This is a genomic window from Paenibacillus sp. KACC 21273 (assembly GCF_028736095.1).
Lineage (GTDB): Bacteria > Bacillota > Bacilli > Paenibacillales > Paenibacillaceae > Saccharibacillus > Saccharibacillus kyungheensis.
This window is the reverse complement of record NZ_CP117876.1, coordinates 703,737-727,726: the sequence shown is the minus strand read 5'-3', so window position 1 is coordinate 727,726 and position 23,990 is coordinate 703,737. Positions and strand designations below refer to the sequence as shown.

At 34.9% G+C, this 23,990-nt stretch carries 23 protein-coding genes; 1 reads left to right on the top strand and 22 read right to left on the bottom strand.

Annotation, left to right across the window (positions count from 1 at the left end; genetic code table 11):
• Positions 1 to 44: 44 nt before the first annotated feature.
• From argB to argC, 3 genes are all read right to left on the bottom strand, one after another.
• Positions 45 to 848 carry an acetylglutamate kinase gene (gene argB / locus PQ460_RS03275; protein WP_273613729.1) on the bottom strand — a complete coding sequence of 268 codons (804 nt, stop codon included), beginning with the start codon at positions 846 to 848 and terminating at the stop codon, positions 45 to 47.
• 50 nt (positions 849 to 898) lie between these two features.
• A complete protein-coding gene (gene argJ / locus PQ460_RS03270) occupies positions 899 to 2,125 on the bottom strand; it encodes a bifunctional glutamate N-acetyltransferase/amino-acid acetyltransferase ArgJ (protein WP_274171784.1) in 1,227 nt (408 codons plus the stop codon).
• Positions 2,126 to 2,294: 169 nt separating this feature from the next.
• Positions 2,295 to 3,347, bottom strand: coding sequence for an N-acetyl-gamma-glutamyl-phosphate reductase (gene argC, locus PQ460_RS03265; protein ID WP_274171783.1), 1,053 nt, complete (start codon positions 3,345 to 3,347; stop codon positions 2,295 to 2,297).
• 429 nt (positions 3,348 to 3,776) lie between these two features.
• Here argC and PQ460_RS03260 point away from each other — a divergent pair, with 429 nt between their 5' ends.
• Positions 3,777 to 3,947, top strand: a complete 171-nt coding sequence (locus PQ460_RS03260) for a hypothetical protein (protein WP_274171782.1) — start codon at positions 3,777 to 3,779, stop codon at positions 3,945 to 3,947.
• A 180-nt stretch (positions 3,948 to 4,127) separates the two neighbouring features.
• Here the strand turns inward: PQ460_RS03260 and PQ460_RS03255 are convergent, their stop codons facing one another.
• From PQ460_RS03255 to PQ460_RS03165, 19 genes are all read right to left on the bottom strand, one after another.
• Positions 4,128 to 5,024 (bottom strand): YitT family protein, encoded by an 897-nt coding sequence (locus tag PQ460_RS03255; RefSeq protein ID WP_420540624.1) that lies wholly within the window; start codon positions 5,022 to 5,024, stop codon positions 4,128 to 4,130.
• Positions 5,025 to 5,279: 255 nt separating this feature from the next.
• Positions 5,280 to 6,393 (bottom strand): peptide chain release factor 2 gene (gene prfB / locus PQ460_RS03250; RefSeq protein ID WP_273613732.1). Its coding sequence is split into 2 segments (ribosomal slippage): positions 5,280 to 6,320 and positions 6,322 to 6,393, totalling 1,113 coding nucleotides; the frame shifts between segments, so codons are not numbered across the junction.
• A 199-nt stretch (positions 6,394 to 6,592) separates the two neighbouring features.
• Positions 6,593 to 9,046, bottom strand: coding sequence for a preprotein translocase subunit SecA (secA, locus tag PQ460_RS03245; protein WP_273613733.1), 2,454 nt, complete (start codon positions 9,044 to 9,046; stop codon positions 6,593 to 6,595).
• A 392-nt stretch (positions 9,047 to 9,438) separates the two neighbouring features.
• Complete coding sequence (gene hpf, locus PQ460_RS03240; protein ID WP_204827185.1) at positions 9,439 to 10,008, bottom strand: ribosome hibernation-promoting factor, HPF/YfiA family; 570 nt, start codon at positions 10,006 to 10,008, stop codon at positions 9,439 to 9,441.
• 446 nt (positions 10,009 to 10,454) lie between these two features.
• On the bottom strand, positions 10,455 to 10,652 hold the full coding sequence (locus PQ460_RS03235) for a cold shock domain-containing protein (protein WP_204827184.1): 198 nt from the start codon (positions 10,650 to 10,652) through the stop codon (positions 10,455 to 10,457).
• 176 nt (positions 10,653 to 10,828) lie between these two features.
• Positions 10,829 to 11,896, bottom strand: a complete 1,068-nt coding sequence (rfbG, locus tag PQ460_RS03230) for a CDP-glucose 4,6-dehydratase (RefSeq protein WP_443147204.1) — start codon at positions 11,894 to 11,896, stop codon at positions 10,829 to 10,831.
• Positions 11,897 to 11,932: 36 nt separating this feature from the next.
• The gene (locus PQ460_RS03225) at positions 11,933 to 13,750 is read right to left on the bottom strand and encodes a glycosyltransferase family 2 protein (protein ID WP_274171780.1); all 1,818 of its coding nucleotides are present in this window, start codon (positions 13,748 to 13,750) and stop codon (positions 11,933 to 11,935) included.
• Positions 13,751 to 13,767: 17 nt separating this feature from the next.
• Positions 13,768 to 14,319 carry a dTDP-4-dehydrorhamnose 3,5-epimerase gene (gene rfbC, locus PQ460_RS03220; RefSeq protein WP_274171779.1) on the bottom strand — a complete coding sequence of 184 codons (552 nt, stop codon included), beginning with the start codon at positions 14,317 to 14,319 and terminating at the stop codon, positions 13,768 to 13,770.
• Between the two features lie 47 nt (positions 14,320 to 14,366).
• Positions 14,367 to 15,446 carry a class I SAM-dependent methyltransferase gene (locus tag PQ460_RS03215; RefSeq protein WP_274171778.1) on the bottom strand — a complete coding sequence of 360 codons (1,080 nt, stop codon included), beginning with the start codon at positions 15,444 to 15,446 and terminating at the stop codon, positions 14,367 to 14,369.
• A 7-nt stretch (positions 15,447 to 15,453) separates the two neighbouring features.
• The gene (locus tag PQ460_RS03210) at positions 15,454 to 16,368 is read right to left on the bottom strand and encodes an NAD-dependent epimerase/dehydratase family protein (protein WP_274171777.1); all 915 of its coding nucleotides are present in this window, start codon (positions 16,366 to 16,368) and stop codon (positions 15,454 to 15,456) included.
• Between the two features lie 14 nt (positions 16,369 to 16,382).
• Positions 16,383 to 17,066 (bottom strand): LbetaH domain-containing protein, encoded by a 684-nt coding sequence (locus tag PQ460_RS03205; RefSeq protein ID WP_274171776.1) that lies wholly within the window; start codon positions 17,064 to 17,066, stop codon positions 16,383 to 16,385.
• Positions 17,067 to 17,106: 40 nt separating this feature from the next.
• A complete protein-coding gene (gene rfbF, locus PQ460_RS03200; protein ID WP_274171775.1) occupies positions 17,107 to 17,889 on the bottom strand; it encodes a glucose-1-phosphate cytidylyltransferase in 783 nt (260 codons plus the stop codon).
• A 139-nt stretch (positions 17,890 to 18,028) separates the two neighbouring features.
• Positions 18,029 to 18,364 (bottom strand): hypothetical protein, encoded by a 336-nt coding sequence (locus tag PQ460_RS03195; RefSeq protein WP_274171774.1) that lies wholly within the window; start codon positions 18,362 to 18,364, stop codon positions 18,029 to 18,031.
• Positions 18,357 to 18,746: a flagellar export chaperone FliS gene (gene fliS / locus PQ460_RS03190; protein ID WP_274171773.1), complete on the bottom strand. Its 390-nt coding sequence runs from the start codon at positions 18,744 to 18,746 to the stop codon at positions 18,357 to 18,359. The genes PQ460_RS03195 and fliS overlap by 8 nt, the downstream gene beginning before the upstream one ends.
• Before the next feature lie 35 nt (positions 18,747 to 18,781).
• Positions 18,782 to 20,287, bottom strand: a complete 1,506-nt coding sequence (fliD, locus tag PQ460_RS03185) for a flagellar filament capping protein FliD (RefSeq protein WP_274171772.1) — start codon at positions 20,285 to 20,287, stop codon at positions 18,782 to 18,784.
• A gap of 36 nt (positions 20,288 to 20,323) precedes the next feature.
• Entirely contained in the window at positions 20,324 to 20,695 is a 372-nt protein-coding gene (locus PQ460_RS03180) for a flagellar protein FlaG (RefSeq protein ID WP_274171771.1), read from the bottom strand.
• Positions 20,696 to 20,857: 162 nt separating this feature from the next.
• A complete protein-coding gene (locus PQ460_RS03175) occupies positions 20,858 to 21,847 on the bottom strand; it encodes a hypothetical protein (protein WP_274171770.1) in 990 nt (329 codons plus the stop codon).
• A gap of 29 nt (positions 21,848 to 21,876) precedes the next feature.
• Positions 21,877 to 22,980 (bottom strand): DegT/DnrJ/EryC1/StrS family aminotransferase, encoded by a 1,104-nt coding sequence (locus PQ460_RS03170; RefSeq protein ID WP_274171769.1) that lies wholly within the window; start codon positions 22,978 to 22,980, stop codon positions 21,877 to 21,879.
• Between the two features lie 21 nt (positions 22,981 to 23,001).
• The gene (locus PQ460_RS03165) at positions 23,002 to 23,964 is read right to left on the bottom strand and encodes a Gfo/Idh/MocA family protein (protein WP_274171768.1); all 963 of its coding nucleotides are present in this window, start codon (positions 23,962 to 23,964) and stop codon (positions 23,002 to 23,004) included.
• Positions 23,965 to 23,990 lie beyond the last annotated feature (26 nt).

The window sequence follows — 23,990 nt, the reverse complement described above, 5'->3', positions numbered from 1 at the left end:
ATCTAAACTATAGATGTAATGGTTGGTTTAGCTTGATTGTAGATTTAATTTTTACGTACAATGCGTGTGCCTATGGTTTCACCTTTGAGTACACGGCTGAGTACTTGGGGTTCGGTGCCGTCTACGATGATTACTTCTTGGACATCACCATGGATGCAGGCGATAGCTGCTTTGACTTTAGGGATCATGCCGCCGTAGATTTCTCCGGTAGCGATCATATCCTCGATATCTTGAATAGATACTTGAGGCAATACTTGTTTGTTGCCATCTATTGTTCGCATGATTCCGGGTACGTCGGTAACGACTATCATTTGGGGTACGCCTAGAAAAGAAGCGACCGCACCGGCAGCAGTATCTGCATTGATATTATAACGTTGTCCTGTAGCATCGCTTCCAACAGGCGCAATAATCGGCATATAACCTAGATCAACAATTCCTTGAATAATAGAAGCTTCAACATACGTTACATCACCGACTAGCCCGACTTCGCTAGAATTTGCTACAGGTTTGGCCTGGATCAATGAGCCATCTACACCGGAAATACCGATCGCTTTGCCACCTGTACTCTGGATACGTCGCACAATCTGCTTGTTGATACTGCCTGATAGTACCATTTCTACAACGTCTAATACTTCTTCTGTCGTTTTACGCAATCCACCTACAAATTCAGTTTCAATACCCAATTTGCTCAAATTTTCAGAGATTGCTGGTCCACCGCCATGTACGATAACGGGTTGGATACCTGATAATTGAATCTCATTCAAGTCGGTGAAAAAAGAATCAGGTAATGCTGCAAGTGTACTTCCTCCGCACTTCATTACAAAAGTACGTGTAGTTGATCCGCTCATTGTTTGTATCACCTAGCCTTTATTTGAACTTGAATAATCCAATACTATTGTTATGTGCGATAAGCGGCATTAATACGTACATAGTCATACGTCAAATCACAGCCCCACGCTACAGCTTGTCCTTCACCATAATGCAAATCAACCACGATTTCGACTTTATCACCTTGTAAATAAGCTAATGCTGCTTCTTCATCAAATGTAACCGGTCTAGAGCCTGTCAGCACGACGATATCGCCCAATCGAATATCTACTGTCTCTACATTCAAAGGTTCGCCTGCACGCCCTACAGCGGCTATAACACGTCCCCAGTTCGCATCTGCTCCAAACATCGCTGATTTAACCAGACTTGAGCCAATTACCGTTTTAGCAATCGCTCTAGCCGATAATTCACTGATCGCTCCAGTTACAACCACTTCTACTAACTTGGTTGCTCCTTCACCATCACGTGCGATCGCTTGAGCTAGATATTCACAGACTTTACGGAAAGCCGCAGCAAAATGATTCCAATCTGGATGTTCCGGCGTTAATTCGTTATGTTGTACAAATCCACTTGCCATCGCTACCAGCATATCATTGGTACTTGTATCTCCATCTACAGTAATCATATTGAATGTCTGATCTGTGGTCTGACTTAATAATTGGTGTAACGCACTTGAAGAGATCACAGCATCTGTAGTCATAAAAGCAAGCATCGTCGCCATATTCGGATGAATCATTCCAGATCCTTTAGCTGCTCCAGCAATATGCACTTCTTGTCCATCTACTATTACAGATACGCAGATTTCTTTTTTAACCAAATCGGTTGTTAAAATCGATTGGCAAAATGCTTCTGCATGTTCTTCTGTTTTGCCGATATGTGCAGGAAGGCGAGTGATTCCAGCAGATAAACGATCCATTTTGAGCAATTCACCAATCACACCTGTTGAGGCTACTGCTACTTCGTGTTCATTTACACCTAGATACTGTGCGGTCTGAGCACGCATCGTATAGGCATCTTGCTCACCCTGTTTGCCTGTGCATGCATTTGCATTTCCACTATTAGCCACTACTGCGCGCAATGTGCCATGTGCTAGACTTTCACGAGTCACTTGAAGCGGTGCGGCTTGAAATAGATTTGTTGTATATACTGCCGCTGCATTGGCCAGTACATCACAGACGATGACCCCAAGATCGTTACGCTCTGTTTTTTTGAGACCACAATGCAATCCACCTACCTGAAATCCTTGAGGAGTTACAATAGAACCTCCCTCAACTACTTTGAATCCCTGATCTGCCATGATATCTCCTCTCACTTCCTGATCGACAATGACTACTATATACTGGGTAAATCTTATACTGCCAAGCACTATGGACTAGATATTTTGCTTTGCAAAAATCTTTTTCTTATTGGACTTGGGTCGTGCTTATACTGCCAAGCACTTGGGTTAACGCTTATACTGCCAAGCGTTATGGATAAACAGGGACCATTTTTAGACCTAGTGTTTCTTCCCAGCCCATCATACGATTTAAATTTTGGATCGCTTGTCCTGCCGCGCCTTTGACGAGATTATCAATAACAGACACAATCGTGATGCGTCCTGTACGCTCATCTACAGCAAATCCGATATCACAATAATTAGAACCTGCTACTTCTTTAGTCGAAGGCCAATTACCTTGTTTGCGAATACGTACAAATGGACGATCGCTGTAGTACTCACGATAAAGATCGATCCAATCCTGCTCGCTATGTTGCCCTTTGATCGTTGCATACATAGTAGACATAATACCGCGTGTCATGGGCACCAACTGTGTACTGAATGTAACAACAACAGGCTCACCTGCTACACCGGACAATACTTGTTCTATTTCTGGAATATGTTGATGTTTGTTTAATTTATACGCTTTAAAATTCTCATTCATTTCTGCATAATGACTGGTTAGACTGGTTCCACGTCCAGCACCGGATACACCAGACTTCGCATCAATAATAATCGAACTATGATCAATCCAACCTGCTTCGACACCAGGCATTAATCCAAGCAAGGTAGCCGTAGGATAACAACCTGGATTCGAGATTAGACGTTGATCCTGTACATCATTACCCTTTTGCTCACATAACCCATACACTGCTTCTGCCAAATAATTAGCTTCAGGTGCATCGTGCTTATACCATTGCTCATAAGTACTGCTATCTTTGAGGCGAAAGTCACCGGATAAATCAATCACTTTCAACCCTGCTTCTAAGTATTGTGGAACTAAAGTGCTACTCACTCCTGAAGGGGTAGCGGTAAATACAATATCTGCTTTGGCAGCCGTTGCCACTGCATCGACTCCATCTAATTCCATATCAATAATGCTATCTAAATGGGGAAATTGATCTGACATCGGTGCTCCACTGCTTGATGCAGAAATAACCGAAGTAATCTCGATATGCGGATGATGCTGTAAAAAACGAATCAGTTCCACCCCGCCATAGCCGGTGGAACCTACAATAGCTACTCTTTGTTTAGTTGGATTCAAGCTGAACTCCTCCTGTACTCAAATAAGATCATTAATCTACTGTATCCATGTATAAGCAATTTTTCATTTTACTAACGACAATTTCCATTTCTGTCCGAATAAATAAGATGTGTATTATTATACATCTATGTTAATATAAATACAACTTTATGAATAAATTTATTCCTTTTATGCATCTATACATCGTCTTATCTGTTTTAGTTGTATTATATACGAATAAAAGACCTTTAACTGATTAAATTTCAGAAAAGGTCTTTTTTACTTTTAATCGATACTTTTTACTAATATTACTAATTATATCAGTGCGCTTAACTTACTCATCTATTCTCTTTATTTTGCATCTGTTTCGTGCTACGATATCCACAAACCATTATTTACCATTTCATTTTACTATTGATCTATACTTGATAAAGGGAAAGGATTGGATAGATGAGGAATATAGCGATTAATTTAATTTCTGCTTTTCTCACCGGATTGCTTGTCGGTTACTCATTAATTGGAACTATTACTATTTCGCTTGTACTTGCTTGTCTAGCCAGTGTAGCTATTTTAGCAATTGGTTATGCCGTCATTTATCTTTTAAAAAGAAAAGCTAACTAATACATACTACAAAAATAATTTTAGCTTATAAGATTACAAATGATTAGAACTATAGCAACTAGCACCTTTGTGATGTATTGCTCTGACCCGATACATTATAAAAAAATCCTCTTCGCTTCTCAGCGCTCAACTCTTACCTAATGAGTTCTAAGCTGATATGGCGAAAAGGATTTTTTTATTTTATCCAGTCATTTTGAATCCTTTACCTAATACTTCTTGGGCATTGCTTATAATAACAAAAGCATCTGGATCAACAGAACGTACAATCGTTTTAAGACGACTGGCTTCATTCTGCCCGATAACGACCATTAATACAGTTCGTTCGTCACCTGTATATCCGCCTTCACCATTAAGCTTTGTTAATCCACGATCCAGATCATTTAGAATCGCTGTCTGCATTTGTTCAATATCATTGGTAATAATATAAGCAACTTTGGAATTGCTGAATCCAAGCTCAACAGCATCGATCACTTTGCTGGTAATATACAGACTGATTAACGCATATAATGCTTGTTCTGGCTTCAATAATAACCCTGCGAATACAATAACACTACCGTCTGTCAAAATGACACAGAAAGACATGCTGAATCCAGTGTACTTTTGAATAATTTGCGCTAATATGGATAATCCACCGGTAGAACCACGTCCGCGGAAAACGATCCCGAGTCCCAACCCTACTCCAATTCCTCCATACAATGCTGCTAATAAAGGGTTAGTCGTAGGCACAGGAAAACTACTTGTCAGATAAACAAATAGCGGTAATACAATCGTCCCAATCAATGAACGCATTCCATATTGTCTACCCAGTAATATCACGCCTGCGACAAACAAAGGAATATTAAGTAACCACTGAATATACGCCGGTTCAATCCCGAGTAGTTGATTGACAATAATCGATATCCCGGAGACCCCTCCTGAAGCGATATGATTAGGTAATAAAAACAGGTTAAACGTCAGTGCCATAATAAAAGCGCCTACGATGATCAACAAAATATCCCAACTGTTACGAAGAGGTCCTGTTAATGGAATCATTGGCGGCTTGCGTCTGCGTTGCCCTGTACGAGGTTGCATGATCATTTTGATATTCTCCTGTACTCATTATTTTGCATAAAGTCTCATAGCTTTCTTATTCTAACGCAACCCTATTTATTTGAAAAGAACATACAGCACCGTAGTATAGCAGAGATGTTTTGCTTTGTAACAATCTTTTGGATGAAATAGAGTTATGCTTGTATCGCTACAGACTAGACATAGACCTCTTCTCGTTATCGAAGCACAAAAAAAGCCTGATATGAAAGATAACTCTCATACCAGACTTTAGAAAATCGATTATTATTCGACTTCGATTTTGAGCTTACTACGTAAATAGCCATCAATAAATGGATCTAAATCTCCATCCATGACTGCACCAATATTTCCTGTTTCGACAGAAGTACGGTGATCTTTGACCATACTGTACGGATGGAATACATAAGAACGAATCTGACTGCCCCAAGCAATATCCGATTGCTCTCCGCGAATCTCGTCCAATTGCTTACGTTCTTCTTCAATTTTACGTTCTACCAATTTGGAACGTAACATTGTCATCGCATGCTCACGGTTTTTGATCTGTGAACGTTCACTTTGACAGGTTACTACCACACCAGAAGGTAAATGCGTAATCCGAACCGCAGAATCGGTTGTATTGATATGCTGACCACCGGCGCCACTAGCGCGGTACGTATCAATTTTCAAATCTTCGGTGCGAATTTCAATCGTAGAATCATTCGTAATCTCTGGCACAACATCACAGGAGACAAACGAAGTATGACGACGGCCTGAAGAATCAAAAGGAGAAATCCGTACAAGACGATGTACTCCTTTTTCAGCTTTGAGGTAACCATAAGCATTATGCCCTTTGATCAGCAACGTAACACTTTTGATCCCTGCTTCATCACCAGCTAGATAATCCATCACTTCTACTTTGAAGCCACTTTTCTCTGCCCAACGTTTGTACATCCGAAGCAACATCTCTCCCCAGTCTTGCGACTCGGTTCCGCCTGCACCCGGATGAAGTTCCAAAATAGCATTTAAGCTATCATACGGTTCATCTAATAGTAACTGTAATTCAAAAGCTTCGATTTTGCGAACAAGCTTTTTCACACTTTCTGTTACTTCTTTTGCTAGCGACTCATCATCTTCTTCGTCTGCTAACTCAGCCATAAGACTTGCATCATCATGCTCTTGCTGAAGTTCTAGATAATCATCTACAGCACCTTTAACAGCATTCATTTCAGAAATGACTTCTTGAGCTGATTCATTATCATCCCAGAATCCTGGTGCAGACATCTTCTCTTCAAAGTTAGCAATCAATTCACGCTTGAGGTCTAAGTCAAAGAGACCCCCTAAGGTTAGATAATTTGGTAGCCATTTCGCGTAAATCATGTTTTATACTAGGATCGATCATTGGTACGCTCACCTCTTCATAATAAATAGATATTTTGCTTAGCAAAAATCTTTAACATTCTTTTGGTCACTTCAATAATGCATACATATATAACTGTTATACCGTATACAAGATGATTGATCCAACAAGAGACACCCACGATAATGGTGAGTGTCTCTTGGGATACAACAATCTATATTCATTTCAGACGATTGATTTATTATTTACGTCTACGACGACGTTCTTCACGAGACGGACGTTTTTCAGCCGTTTCGCCACCACTTGTGCTCATTTTGCTTTCATCCACAACCGCTTCGCGTTCCTGGTTACTTGCAATTTGTGCTCTCATAACATAAGTAGCTACTTCTTCTTGAATTTCAGCGATCATTTGGTTAAACATTTCGAAGCCTTCAAATTGGTACTCACGCAAAGGATCTGTACCACCGTAAGCACGAAGATGAATACCTTGACGCAATTGTTCCATCGCATCAATATGATCCATCCATTTACGGTCAACTGCACGAAGAACAACAACTTTTTCAAATTCGCGAACCATTTCTTCGCCAATTTCTTTTTCACGTTGCAAGTAACGAAGTTCTACACGCTCGAATAAATAGTTAACCATCTCTTCTTTTTCTTGCTCATGTAGTTCTTGTTCTGTGATCGTACCTTCTTGCAAGAAGTTATTGTTCACATAATCTGCAATCGCTTGAAGTTCCCAGTTCTCAGGGATATCGTCATTACAATGGACTTCTACGATACGCTCAATACAAGGTTTAATCATTTGCAATACAACTTCACGAATATTATCAGATTCCAATACTTCACGACGTTGTTTATAAATAATTTCACGTTGTTTGTTCATCACATCATCATATTGCAATACGATTTTACGCATATCAAAGTTACTACCTTCAACACGTTTTTGAGCAGATTCTACAGCACGTGTAATCATACGACTTTCAATCGGTTGATCTTCTTCAAAGCCCAATTTTTCCATCATATTCATTACATTATCTGCACCAAAGCGTTTCATTAGTTCATCACCTAGAGAAAGGTAGAACTGGGTAGAACCTGGATCTCCTTGACGACCGGCACGACCACGAAGCTGATTATCAATACGGCGAGATTCATGACGCTCTGTACCGATAATATGCAAGCCACCTGTGTCTTTTACACCTTCACCAAGTAAAATATCTGTACCACGTCCAGCCATGTTAGTAGCGATCGTTACTGTACCTGGTTGACCGGAGCGTGCAATAATTTCTGCTTCTTCTGCATGGTATTTTGCATTGAGGACCTGATGCTTAATACCTTTACGTTTTAGCATTTCAGAAAGACGTTCAGAGTTCTCAATCGATACTGTACCGACAAGAATCGGTTGGTTTTTCTCATGACGTACAACGATTTCGTCAACAACAGCGCGGAATTTACTTTCTTCGCTCTTATAGACAACATCAGCAAAGTCTTCACGTTGATTCACACGGTTAGTCGGTACTTGAAGTACTTCTAGACCGTAGATCTTTTTGAATTCTTCTTCTTCTGTTTTCGCTGTACCTGTCATACCTGCAAGCTTTTTGTACATACGGAAGTAGTTCTGGAACGTGATTGTTGCCAGTGTCATACTTTCGTTTTGTACTTTCAAGGATTCTTTCGATTCGATCGCTTGGTGTAGACCATCGCTATAACGACGACCCGCCATTAAGCGACCTGTAAATTCATCTACGATCAATACTTCGCCATCAGCAACAACATAATCTACGTCACGACGCATGATTGTGTTTGCTTTTAGCGCTTGTACTACATGGTGATTGATCGTTACATTTTTGTTGTCATATAGGTTTTCTAAGCCGAAGAAATTCTCTGCTTTTTCAACACCTTTTTCAGTTAATGCTACAGATTTTACTTTGATATCGACATTGAAATCTTCTTCCATTTTCAATGTTTTTACAAAGCGGTCTGCTGCAAAATACAATTCAGTTGATTTCTGTGCTTGTCCTGAAATAATAAGTGGTGTACGTGCTTCATCGATCAAGATCGAATCTACTTCATCAATAATACAGAAGTACAATGGACGTTGTACCATTTGTTCTTTGTACAACACCATATTGTCACGCAAGTAATCAAATCCAAATTCATTATTTGTACCATAAGTGATATCACAAGCATAAGCCGCTTGCTTCTCGTCATGTTGCATACCGTTCAGGTTAACCCCTACAGTCATGCCCAAGAAGTTATAAATGCGACCCATTTGTAGACTATCACGTTGAGCCAAATAATCATTAACTGTAACGACATGCACACCTTTACTAGCAAGTGCATTTAGATATACAGGAAGTGTTCCTACAAGTGTTTTACCTTCACCTGTTTTCATCTCTGCGATTCTTCCTTCATGCAGAGCGACACCACCGATCAATTGTACGTCAAAATGACGCATGCCTAGCACACGTTTGGAAGCTTCACGTACAGTACAGAATGCTTCTGGCAATAGTTGATCCAGTGTTTCTCCTTTTTCCAGACGTTCGCGGAATTCAGCCGTTTTGGCTTGTACTTCCTCATGAGACAATGCCTCAAATTCCGGTTCCATTTTATTAATGATCTCGACGGTTTTCAATAGACGTTTAACATCACGTTCATTGGTATCGCCAAAAATTTTCTTCACAAGTCCTAGCATGGTTTACCCCTTTCGCGCAAAACAGAGATAGATTATTGAATAATGCAATTACCGTAACGCTTATGGGGGATTATTCAATAACCTCAGTTGCAATAAATTGTACCAGTTTCAGGGAAAAGCCGCAACAAAACAGCGCATTTCCTATACATTTTTGGTATATGATAAAATTTCAATAGGACACAAGATCACTATATCCCGTGCCTGACTATATCCATATGATGTTCGTCATCATTTTTTGAGAACTCTTCTACATTATTACGCAAAAGAATACAAAATGTTTCTTAAATCGTTCAAGTCTTATTATACCGCACTGTAGAGCGGGTTGTACAATTTTTGCACGTAAAAAGAGCCTATCCCGAAGGATAAGGCTCTGGTTGTATATCAATAATCACTTATTCTTGTTCAATCAATCCGTATTTACCATCGTCACGACGATAAACAACGTTTACTTCTTGAGTGTCTACGTTGGAGAATACAAAGAATGTATGTCCAATCATATTCATTTGCAAGATAGCTTCTTCTACATCCATCGGTTTTAGGAGGAAGCGTTTGTTACGTACAACTTCCAATTCATCTAATTCATTTTCAATATCCGCATCCTCAGCAACAGCAAGTGCAGCAGCCGTAGGATCTTCTACGAAGAAGGATTTCAAGCTTCCCTCTTGGCGGAATTTACGATTTAATTTAGTTTTATGTTTGCGAATCTGACGTTCCAGCTTATCTACTACAGAGTCGATCGAAGAATACATATCTTCACTGCGATCTTCTGCACGTAAAATAAGTCCAGGGAGAGGGATTGTAACCTCTACTGTGTGCTGTCCACGATTGACACTAAGTGTAACCGTTCCGTCAGAAACGGGAGGTGAATCAAAATATCTTTCAAGTCTGCCTAACTTTTTGTCCACATAATCTTTCATAGCATCTGTAACATCGATTTGTTGACCACGTATAACAAAGTTCATAAGGCACTCCTCCTTTAGGGAATTATAACATAGATGTTAACGGCATGTAAAAAGGATACTGGTGCAAATTAGCAGTGACAATCTATTGTCAAATCTAGCCGTCAGAGTACCCGCGTCTGACTTTATATTTTAGTCTTAAAAATATAAATAGAGTTCTGTCAAACGCTTGCAAAATCCTCAAAACTACTCTCTTCTACCTATAAATACATAGTCGAAAATAGTTCATCTATTATGCCGCCCTTGTGTTCCATTAACCAATCTGACCTTAATCCAATCGCTTACAATGTGACAGATATCCGAAACTTATTGCTCAGTAACTAAGTAAACTATTCATACAATAGTCATACTATAGAAAAAGGCTCCGGAGTGTTCCGGAGCCTTAGCTGATTATTCAAATGTGTAACCATCAATAATACCTATGTAGGTTGGCAAATGCCGAAGGATGATTATAATTTGATAACGTTAGCTGCTTGTGGTCCACGCGCGCCTTCAACGATGTCGAATTCTACGGATTGACCTTCTTCTAACGTTTTGAAACCTTCAGTTTGAATCGCAGAAAAGTGTACAAATACGTCTCCGCCTTCTTCAGTCTCAATAAAACCATATCCTTTTTCTGCGTTAAACCATTTTACTTTACCATTCATGCAATAACATTCCCTTCGTTATCAAATAAGTAGAGTAAGACATTGCCTACGCCTCTAAATATACCAAATTTGGTGGGTAAATGTCAATTGGTAAAGTAAATACTTTCATGGTATTTTATTACATTTAAAATAGGTAGATTGATTATTTATTAGGCTTGTTAAATAGTATAATAAATTCAAAGTTCATATTTAGCAATTTGTTCTTCACAAACAGTTCTCATATCTTTATTCTCTTGATACTTAACTTCCCACTCAATAATAGAATCTAATGTTTCGTCCAATGACCAATTTGGTTCCCATCCAATTTTTTTAGTAGCCTTAGAAGAATCTAATTTTAATATACTTGCTTCTAATTTTATGTCTTGTGTTAAGATACTATATCCATAGTTTTTCTTAGGCCATTTTTCTAACATATGTTCAACAATCCATTTAACATTCTTTATTTCACTATCCAATGGTCCAAAATTCCAAGCTTGCGCATAATCTTTTCCGTTTAAAACTAGATTCTCACATAATAAAAGATACCCTTTTAATGGTTCTAATACATGTTGCCAAGGTCTAATTGCATGTGGATTTCTTATTTGAATTTCTTTCTGGTTTGTCAAAGATTTTAACAAATCAGGAATCAAACGATCTTCTGCCCAGTCTCCTCCACCAATTACATTACCTGCCCTAGCAGTTGCAACTTTAATATCTAGTGTGGATAAGAAAGAGTCACGATAAGATGCAGTAACTAACTCGGAACATGCTTTGCTATTAGAATATGGATCACGTCCTCCTAAAGATTCATATTCTCTATATCCCCATTCCCATTCTTTATTTTCATAACATTTATCTGTAGTTACATTCAAAATTGCTTTTAAAGAACTACATGTTCTTGCTGCTTCCATAATATGAACTGTGCCCATAACATTTGTTTGATATGTTTCTATAGGATCATCATAAGATTTTCGAACTAAAGGTTGAGCCGCCATATGAATGATTATTTCTGGCTTTGCTTTTTGTATAGATTCACATAAAAATTTGTAATTATTAATATCTCCAATAAATGAATTTGTTAAGAGTTCCTCAATTCTGGCTATTTCAAACAGAGAAGGTGAAGTAGGAGCAGGATGTGAATATCCAGTAACATTTGCACCTAGCTTATAAAGCCATAGACTAAGCCAGCTACCTTTAAATCCTGTATGACCTGTTAAAAAAACGTTTTTATCTTTCCAAAATGATTTATTCAATTTACTTCCCATCATCAAATTTAAGCTCCCCTCACTTTATAACTTTCATTATTTACGGTTTTGATAAGTTAATTCATATATAGTAAACTCAGAGCTTATTTTTGACTTTATATATTCAGATTCACGTTCATTTCCTCTGGCTAACACATCAGACATTTCAGAAATTATCGTTTCAGTACCTGTGTCTTTTTGCAAAGAAATGTTTGTAGCAAAGTCAATATTAAATCCAATTGTCTCAGCTTGCGTATAGAGTGTATCTGAAACATATAATTTAGTATTATGCATATTATTTGCATTACCTAACATATTGTAAATGGATTCAATACTGATCATATTTTTAATCATAAATACAAGTTTACCTTTATTCTCAAGAAGTTGAGCGCAAACTGTAAATATAGTTTCCAAATCATCACTATAAAAGTTAAGAGGTTGCTCAATATATATCAAATCCACTTTTTTATCGATTTTACTAAAAAGTTGACCAAAATAATTAAATACAAAACTATTCTCAGCAAAAGTTTTTAAATCGGTCAAATATCTTGTTTCTGATGAAGCAGTAAAAATATTAGGAGTTATCTCATGAGCAGACCATAAGCTGTTTTTAATTTGTAATAATGTTGCTCCACACTTTGTGTCAATTCCTAATATTGATTTTGTAGTAGCTAATTGATTGAAGTTAATCTCTAGATATGCTCTATTCATACGTGCTTCTGTCCAAGCATCCAAATCATATTTTTCATAAAAAGTTTTTCGTCCTTCTTCTAAAGAATTACTTTGATGATCAATAGAAGTCGTGAGACTGCCATAATGATGAGTAACAGTATCTGCACAGTAAATCAATTTGTAACCTGCACGTCTGATTCTGAAACTAATATCATCATCTAGAAATTCACCTCTATAAAACCGAGTATCATAATAACCAATGTAATCCAATAAGGCTGTAGGGCAACATAGCACATTAGGTAATAGAACTATTCGTTCTTCCCATTTTCTAGGATCACTTATATTATATTGTTCTGCTTTTTGTTCAAATTCTTCTTTAGAATTAAAAGGAATATTAATTTGTTGCATATTAGAAATAGAAGTAGCTCCTGGGGAAACAAATCCTATTGTGGGATCTGATTCAATACAGATCATAAGATTGTGTAACCAATTCGGGGTGAATATAAAGTCATTACATACTGCTGCACAGTATTTTCCTTCTGCAGCCATTAATCCTATATTGAATCCTTTTACCAAGTGGATATTATATTTTAGATAGATCACTTTGGCATTAGATATACTTTGAAAATATTCTTTTGTACCATCAGTAGAACCATTGTCTACTAAAATAAGCTCATAATCGATATCTTTTGTATGTTTGATAATACTTTCTACACAATCACGTGTGTAATCAATATTATTATAAGCTAGAAGAACAATACTAACTTTAAAACGCGCCTTATTTCCTATTTCTATAATATTATTATGATCAATGACACTAACATCAGGATAATATTCTGGATAATGATTTTTATCGATATCTTTTTCTAAAATATAGGCAACTTCGTATTCTAAAATTCGATAAAGAGATTTGAAATGAAAACGAAAATCATATAAGAAAGATTGGACATCTTCAATTAAAACACTATTTTTGAGGCACTCTATATAAAATTTAATATTATCATTTATCTCTTTTACCCGATGAGGTTTTATTGCTTGTTGAACTATATTCTCAACTAAATTCATCAAATCTATTAAATCGTCTAGTAATCTTAAATCAGACAGATTAATTTCGCCGTTATTAATACAGTTTTCTAAATAAAGAATTCCTTCGCGACCAATTCTCAAACTATCCATTAATTCCACAGAGCTGTGATTATCCATTAAAGTCTCCCTTATAATTAACGTATTCCATCAATGTCTCTTCTAAAATCAATCCAGTTTCTATCCTTGTCAGATACAAGTAATCCGTCTGTGACTGGCCAGTCTATCTTAAAAGCCTCATCATTCCAACGGATTCCCGATTCATGAGATGGAGTATAGTTTTCACTCACCATATAGCTAATAGAACTGTTATCTTCTAATGTTTGATAACCATGAGCAAATCCTTTAGGTATATATAGTGAAGACATATTGTTTTTAGATAACATAGTTCCAAACCATTGACCAAAAGTGGGACTTTCTAATCTAATATCGATAATCACATCATAAATTGCTCCTTGTAAACAAGAAACAATTTTTTGTTCACTAAATGGCGGTTTTTGGAAATGCATACCACGAAGTGTTTTAGAATATCGATTAAATGCCATATTGGATTGAACCATTTCAAACTCAATTCCATATGTGTTTAACGTTTTTCTACAAAAAGTTCTAGAAAAGTAACCTCTCTCATCTTCAATAGGTTCTTGTTTAAAAATAAATGCATCTTTTAATGGAGTTGACTCGATTATCATCTTGATTCCCCTTTATCATTTTATCTTGCTTTAAAGAAAATCTAAAATTAAAATGCAACTTCTTCAAAATTAATAATATTTCCCATATATCCCAATTGATCTAGTTGCTGTTTAATCTGATTCTTATGAGAATTAGCAAACAAAATAATACAATCGTATTCTTTTATCCTTTCTGTAGTCGGCTCAACAATAGGTATAGTCATCATATGATGATTATGCTTGGATTGATCGCTATCAAATATGCATTTAATATCAATTTTATTTTTAAGCATAGTTAAAAAACAAGCTGATTCTGCACCTGCTCCCCACCCTGCGATTTTAGACGAAGTATCTATTTTAGATAAAAGTGCATTTAACTCGTTTTTTCTTTTTTCGCTAAAAGTTTCAATATTTGAGTTAGAATTTTTTCTAGCATATAGCTCTAATAGATTAGGATTTTCTGCTTCCTGTACACGTATAACTGTTAGACCAGCTTGATGGGCCATAATAGAAAGACTAAGTATTGAAAAGTATTGTATATGATCAGTACACAGATTATTATAAAGTTTTTTTTCATATATACGCTGTCCATTAGGAACTTCAACTAGCAATACTCCATTGTCGTTGAGTAATTTCGCAGCTTGTTTAAATAATTCAACTGGTTTCTCGAGATGTTCTAAAACTTCAATAATAGTAATAGCATCGAATAATAAATCAAATGCTATTTCGGTATGGAAATAATCATTTATAACTGTAAAACCTTTTTCTCGAGCAATTTCTACAGCAACTTTTGATGGTTCTACTCCATATACCTCTTTGAAATGTTCTTGAGCTAGTTCCAAATAATGTCCAACTCCACATCCAATATCTAACAGATAATTAGCAGAAGTTATAGAAGCCAACTGCTTAACTTGCTCTATACGAACATTTGTAAAACTCGAACCCCAAAACGAACCCATTGAATAATTATCGTAATACTTGTTATTTACATACATAGGAATTTGAGTATGACCACAAAATGTACAATGATAAATTTCAATATCATGTAAAGACAAATTTTCGGCATCGTAGCCACTCATTAAATCATGGGGTGCTCCATTATAATTTTCTAAAAAAGAAGAAGAATTATTACAAATGCAACAATTCATACATAAGTCACTCCTTCCCTGATCTACTAATAAGTACAGTTAATAATTCTTTTACGAAGATTTCTAATTCCATAACAGGCTTTAATTCAGCCTCACTAAAAATGCTACTAAATTCAAACTGTCTTATTAATTCATTATTTTCAGGTTTGATAATCTCTATGTGCATTTGAAAATGATCCCATGCTACTTTTTTTACTAAAGAAGCATATTGAAATACGTTCATGGTTTCTTTCCCATTAGCATGTATAATACGTTCTTTAGGTCTATTTTCTAACAACCACTGTAGCTTATTGCATACATCAAATATCCCTACAAAATTACGATACTGTGTGCCTGGAGTTAACAAGGTAATTTTATTATAATCTACAGCTTCTAGACAAAAAGAAAAGGGAATAAGATTCCATCTCTTAAACTTCTTTAAATCATATGGTACTCCAAATAAGTTAGATGGTCTGATGATCCAGGTGTTTAATTTATTAGCTCTATCAAACATTTTAACAGTTTGCTCAGCATTATAATGTGATAACCCATAATCATTTATAGGAGATCCTTCTATATGCTCATTTAGTACGCCTTCTTTATTTCCAAATATATGGAAACTAGAAATATAAATAAAGTCTTTTATGCGATTATTCACACAAAAATCTAAAGCAGCATGTATGCCAATAGCATTTTCTGATATAGCCGAATAAGGATCTGATTTATATAACATTTCATTTGGCGTTACAGTATGAATCATGGCATCTATGCCGGACATCTTCAAATCAGCTATTGCTTTAGGTTTTGAAAATTCCATTTCTACATCGCTATTTGTGCTTCTTGTAGCTCTTGTAACTTTATATCCATTTTTTTTTAAATGTTCAGCAGCATGAAGTGCAATATAACCATCGGCCCCGCTTATCAAAACATGTTTTTTGTGCATATAAATTCCTCAGTTCAATAAATTGATGTATTAAAAAATGATTGGCTCCATGCTTGTCTTCTTGATTTCACTACTTTTTGAACACCAGTTTCTGAATCTCTATAGCAAATTGAATTGTCTTCCAAATGTTTATTTCTCAAAAGAGTCTGATTACCAATTGTAACAGAATGTCCTACTTGGCAATCTCCAATAATAGAAGATTGAGGAGCCATAGCTACTCCTTTTCCCAAAACAGGATAAACACCATTGATAGCTCCTACAGTACATCCTTGGTAACAAACAAAAAAGTCGCTGTATGATGCTTTACCCAGAATTATTCCTCCGCCATGAATAACCAGAAAAATATCTGGCATTTCTGCATCGTACATACAAGTCAAACCATTTAATACCTTATTTAAATAAAATATTTTTGAAGCATGCTCTGGATCTTCATATTCTTTCCATAGTGAATTTGAGAGAAACCAAAGAAATAATGTATATTGATCTGAATGTGTATGTGAAAGAGAGGTTTTGTTTTTATAATGATATGATTGTAATGCAACATGTTTAAAACAATATTCTGTACGATCTAGCGAATTTAAAAAAGCTTTATGAAACTTATTATCATTTTGAGGATTTTTTTTATCTGGAAAAAAATGATTTAATTGATGTAAAACATACAATTTAAAATCCTCTATTGGCAAACTCAAATTAAACATAATACCTCCTTCATACTTGAATTTTGATCATAAGACTGTTTTAATTATCCCAAATTTTCCATGGCGCTCTTTGTTCAGACCACATTTCATCAAGTGTAATTTTTTCACGAATTGTATCCATTGGTTGCCAAAAATCATAATGTTTATATGCATTTAGTTGCCCATCAGAAGCTAAATTTTGTAAAGGTTCTTGTTCTAAAATAGTAGTCTCATAATTACTTATATAGTCAAATATTTGTGGTTGAAATACCATGAAACCACCATTTATCCAACTACCATCACCTTTCACTTTTTCTTTAAAACCTGTTACTGATTGGTCATTCAATTCTAAACTTCCAAAGCGTCCATCTGGTTGCACAGCTGAAATAGTAGCAATTTTTTCACTTTTTATATGAGAATCAACCAAATGTTCAATATTTATATTGGATAATCCATCTCCATAAGTAAGCATAAATGATTCATTTCCTATATATGGTTGTATTCTTTTGATTCTGCTCCCTGTTAAAGTATGCAGTCCGGTTTCTACTAATGTTACTTTCCATGGTTCTACTGAGTTTTTATGGGTTTCAACAGGTATAGAACTAGTAAAGTCATACGTTGTAGCTTCTGACATATGGCGATAATAATTAGCAAAGTATTCTTTAATAACATAACCTTTATAACCCAAACATATAATAAATTCATTAAATCCATAATACGAATATATTTTCATTATATGCCAGAGTATAGGTTTATTACCGATTTCAATCATCGGTTTTGGTTTCAAATGTGATTCTTCACTTATTCTAGTACCTCTTCCTCCTGCTAGAATAACTACTTTCACGTTAATTCACTCCTTAATTAGGTTATTATTTTCACCATAAATTATACGAATAACTTTGTTATATAAAGATATATATTTATTATTTAATAAGTTATAAAATAAATAGTTCTAGTTCATTCATGAACTAGAACTATTTATTTTATTCTCGCTTATCCATTAAAATTCCATTATTTTCATACTTAGATTCATACGCGTTTTTTTGAGACTTTGCTACATTTCGCTGAGCAAACCAATCAGATGCATCTTTTTTCAATTCTTCTATTTTATTTGCGAAAATTATATCATCTTTTATAATCAATTCAATATATTGCTTATCTTCTACAGTGATTGAATGCTGTTCGAAATATATTGGCAACATTGATATTAGAGAATCGCGAATTTCAAATAAGGACTCTACTTCTTCATACGTCAAATTATTAATACGCTTAACATGGTCTCTATTAATTTCCAACAGTTTATTGAGTGGATTATCCATGCTTAACTTCATTAGATCCCGGCGCCAATTTGTTAGCTTCTACCCATGTCTCACGAAGATCACGTAGATATCCTAAAGCTTCTTCAGCAGGTTCTATTGATTTTTTAATATTTGCTTGGATGAATAAATAGTTCATATATTCATAGAGTTTGCCCAGACTCTCTGCAATATCATAAGAATGATCAAGGGTTGCTGATAATTCACTAATAATAGCTTGTGCTTTACCAAAGTTAGTATTAGACTTCTGATAATCTTGTTGATTGACTCCATCAATAGCTGCTACTGCAAACCGAATCGCACCATCATATAACATAATCAGAAGTTGACCTGGAGAAGTTTGTACTGCATTTTGACGGTACTTTTCGTAAGGTGAAGAAATCATATTACACCATCCTTTATAATTTTAAAAATATATAATTACGAACTTAGGTAATTGGTTAAACTACTTGATTGAGAATTCAATTTTGACAGAGCCGATTCCATAGATGTAAATTGTTTATAATAACGAGTTTCCCGATCATTCAAACGATTTGTAAGAGCTAAAATGCGATTATTATAATCTGTTAATTCTTTAGCCATACTACTTTTAGTACTAAATGTTGCTGTAACATCGGCATTGAATCTTGAAGTTCCCGCTTTATCTGCTAATTTACCAATCGTATCATTTAACTTATTGTATAGTTGATTAAATACACCAGACTTAGAGTCACTTCCTTGCAATGTAGTAATAATCCCTTGTGGATTTTTTTCTATTGCTGTTTTGAGTTTCGTTTCATCTAGATATAATTTACCACCCTCACTATACGTACCTGTTGTAATACCCATATCAGGTAGGCTTACTCCTCCTACACTCCCTAATGCAGTGGTAATTACATTACGCATATCTTGCATAGCAGATTTAAGGATATCATCACCCTTCAATAATCCACTCATTGATTTTTCATTCCATGTTTTCACTTCATCTTCACTAAGTTCCTTTTTTTGCTCGGTTGTAAGTGGAGCGAAATCTCTATATTTAGTTTCTTCAGTTTTCGATTTCATTGTACTAAGCATACTGTTATAAGAACTAATAAATGCTTTCACCGTTTCGATCACTTTGCTAGAATCTGTTTGAGTTGAAATTTTACTTTCTCCACTGGTTCCAGATGTAGCTAAAAAATTCAACTGAACTCCATTAATGGTGTTTACATTACTATCAAATGTAAGATCTGTTCCATTAATATTTACTTTAGCTTGTTGAGCAGCAGTTACTACAGTATTAGTATTGTTTGTACCCATTCCAGCTAGATTTGCAAAAGTACTATCTCGATCTATATTTACAGTTCCTCCAAATTCTTTTGAAGTGATCGAAAATTTTCCTGTAATTTCATCAAATGTCGCTGACACCTTCGCGGTGCTATTACTGTTGATAGTTGAAAGCACAGAAGTAATACTATCTGTACTCTGGAAAGTCATTTCTACATCGTTTACTTTTAGCTTATATTCGGTAGCACTAGTGTTATTTGTAAGTTGACTCAGATTTGTAGACATTTTAGCTTTTCCATCAGAAGTTGTAAGAGCATCTCCGGTAGTAGTAGCTTTAGAAGCTAATTGATTAACTGTAACACTCATTGCTATTCCTGTTGCTCCAGCCGTAGCTGTCGCTGTCACCGCAGTTGTATTACCTGTGACTGTAGCTTTCTGAGCATTTAATGACTCAGAACTTTTATAAAGAGATAGTTTATTTTGACGAAAATCTACAAGTTTACTATTGATTTCTCGATAAGAATCTCTTTTCCACTCTAATAATTGTTTATTTTGATTAAGTTTATCTAAAGGAATACGTTCAGCTGTCATTAATTTTTTAACAATACTATCTGTATCAATTCCTGATGCTAATCCTCCTACTCGAATAGCAGAGGATGCTGAAGACATGTAAGACATAAATAAACCTCCCTGGTATTACAATTTTTTAAATAATTAAGTACGCTTATCCACCAAAATTCCAGCAATATGCATCATATTAGCTACGAGATCTAACGTTTTTTCTGGAGGTACTTCGCGAATCACTTTACCCGTTTCTTTATCTAATACTTTAACCATGATACTATTGGTTTCTTTATGCATGCTTACTTGTAGTGTAGTCTCCGGTCCGGATAAAGCTTTAAAAGCATGATCTAATCTTCGCATTAACTCTTCTTGTCCTACAGGTAACACGACCCCTTCTTTTTCCATCTGCTTCATTTCACTAACATTAGCAGTAGCAGGAACAACATTAGGTTGAGGAGAAGTACTGGAGTTATTCAACGGACTGTAGGTGCCACTAGATGAAAATGAGAATTGAACATTCATTAGCGTTAACCTCCGACAATGATTTATTTAATATATATATCGGTTAAAAACATCATTAGCTTTAGAGCGAATAATACAAATAAATAATTTTATGTTAATTACTCAGACTAAATAAACATTTACGATAAAATAAATGTTAGATTTAGATTTAAATTAAGTAAGTTATATTCTTTCCATAGTTAAATCAACATCTAATTTGTACGTTTTTGAGCAGTTTATACAGATGAATTCATTTTCATTTTTTCTCAATGGACTTCTACAATCACAGACCCAACCTATTACTCTGGAAGGTACTCCTACAACTTTTTCATGTTGCTTTATAGATTTAATGACTGCTGAGTTCGCTCCAATAAAGCTGTTTTTCCCCATTTTTAAAAGTTGGTTAATAGATGCAGATAATCCTACCCATATATTTTCTTCTGTTATTACATTGCCTGCTATAGTGCTTCCACCGGCTATAATATTTCTATTACCAATGACAGAAGAATGTCCTATATATACTTGGTTATCAATCTTAGTCTCATGTCCTATAGTCGTAAACTCTCCAAATAAACCCTTATCAATAGACACATTGGATCCTATTTCCACATCATTACCTACTTGAACGCCTCCAACATGAGGTACTATTTTTCTAATACCATCTACTTCTTTTACTTGAAATCCATCTCCACCAATAGTCGTATTAGGCTTGATCTTGACTCGATCTCCTATTATTGTGTTAGGCATCAGAACTACATTATCCATAATTATACAATCATCACCTATAATTACCGAATCATGGATAATAGCTGAAGAAGATATGATAGAAGTGTTTTTAGAGCTTTTTTTTAAATTTTTAAAATAATTTCGTGAATTATATTCAAAAAAAATAGTATAAAATAATGTTTCCGGATTAATTTCTGTTAATAAATAACTTTTAAAGTTGACAATTTTATCTTTTAAGCTGCTGTGAATAATAGCTGCTCCAACATTAGAACGATTGAATTCTTCTAAATATTTCTCGTTCATAATATAAGTTAATTGATATTTATGATTATCACTTCTAGTACTTAAATTTCCAAACTTTAATATTTCTATATTTTCTCCTATGAGAATACAATCAAATTGATAACTGATTTTTTCTAAATATACTGGCTGCATTAACAACTCCACAATATTCCCCCATTCTTAATGTAATTGTGTTAAACAGAATACTTATTTAAAGTTTCTATTATATATTCAACTTCGTTTTGTTCTAATAAAGGATGAACAGGAATAGATATCACTTTCTGCGCCACTAATTCTGTGACAGGCAACTCTGGTATAGTTATATTTTTGTCGTTCAAATAATTAACAATATGCTTTTGTTGATGAAGTGGATAAGGATAATATATGCCCGAACCAATATTATTTTGTGTCAAATATTCAATTAAATGATCTCTTTGAGTAGTTTGAATCGTAAATTGATGAAAAACATGTTTTGCTTCATTGATAGTAACAGGAAGCTTAATACATTTATTATCTATATTTTCTAAATATTGAGTAGCATTTTCTATACGTCTTTGATTCATATTATCTATTTTTTTTAGCTGTTCAATACCAATTGCTGCAGCCATATTAGTCATTCTATAGTTATAGCCTAGTACTTCATGAACATACCTAGTATTTGATCCATGATTAATTAGCAACTTGCAATCTTCTATAACAGATGACTGCGTAGATGTTATTAATCCTCCCTCACCTGTAGACATATTTTTTGTTGGATAAAAACTAAAAGTCCCCGCAATACCAAAACTTCCTACTGGCTTAGAATCATAAGTAGCTCCATGCGACTGAGCACAATCTTCTATAATCGTAATATTATGTTCTTTAGTCAGTTTAATAATTTCGTTCATATCACATGATTGTCCAAACAAATGAACTAGCATCAAATATTTTGCTTGAGGATATTTCGCTATCATTTCTCTTAACGAATCTATTGAGATATTATAAGTCTGCTCATCAATATCTACATAAATAGGTATAGCTCCACAATATAAAATAGCGTTGCTAGTAGCTACAAAAGTAAATGGAGTAGTTAACACAAGATCATCTGGTTGTACACCTGCAACTTGTAACGCAACATGAAGTGCTACCGTTCCATTACATACCGCAGCAGAATAAGGCAGATCAAATTTTTGTGAGAATTTGTTTTCAAATTCGTATACCCATTTTCCTTGAGCCAATTCTCCTGTTTTCATTACTTCTATTACTGCATCAATTTCATTATGATCTATGGATGGTTTGGCAATTGAAATACGATTCATACTGACTCCTTAATCCTGACCTCAAATTGTTATTATACTGTCCTGAATTGCTTTAATTAATTTTAATGCTTTTAAGCCATCTTTTCCTTCTACCTCAAGTACAGTGTTTCCTAGAATAGACTGAATAAAATTATCTATTTCTATTCGTAAGGGTTCATCATTTTTCATTAAAATCTTTGCCGTTATTTGTTCTTGACTATATTGATGTTCTGTATTTGTATCAAATATTTTTTTGCCCGCTTCTGTTTTACTGGAAAGATACAATTTACGTTCTAACAGATCGGCTTCAATTAATTTATCTTTTAAAACAACTCTCCAATTTCGAATTTTTTGTTCAGTAGCTCGGCTAGTGATAATATTTATTAAAATATTATCACTACTTAAATGAACATTCACAAGATCGTTTTTGTTGGAATGTACTTTAACACCTATAGAAGATATAATATTGAGTTTTCTTTTTAATATATAATACAATGCGTCTATATCATGTATCATAAGATCAGATATTACATCTACATCATATATTCTAGAATCAAAAGGACTTTCTCGATGAATTTCTATAAAGACTGGCTTCTCTTTTTTTAGGATATCTTTTAGTTCTTGAATAACAGGGTTAAAACGTTCAATATGTCCAATAGATAATAAAACATTTTTTTGTTTAGCAATTTCAATTAGATTTTCTGCTTCTTCAATATTGTCAGTTATAGGTTTCTCCAGTAGGACATGGATTTGATGATTAAGAAAAAAAGAAGCAACTTCAAAATGAGTAGAAGTAGGAGTAGCAATACTAACAGCGTCAACTTTTCCAAGTACCTCTTTAAAATTTATAAACTGTTCGATTGGATACTTTGATTTAACTTTTGCAGCATTCTTCTCATTTGTTTCTACAAACCCTATCAACTCTACATCTGGATTGTGATAATAGTTTCTCAAATGATGAATCCCCATGTTGCCTGTTCCAATTACTGCTACTCTAAGTGCCATCTGCACTACTTCCTATCCTATAAATT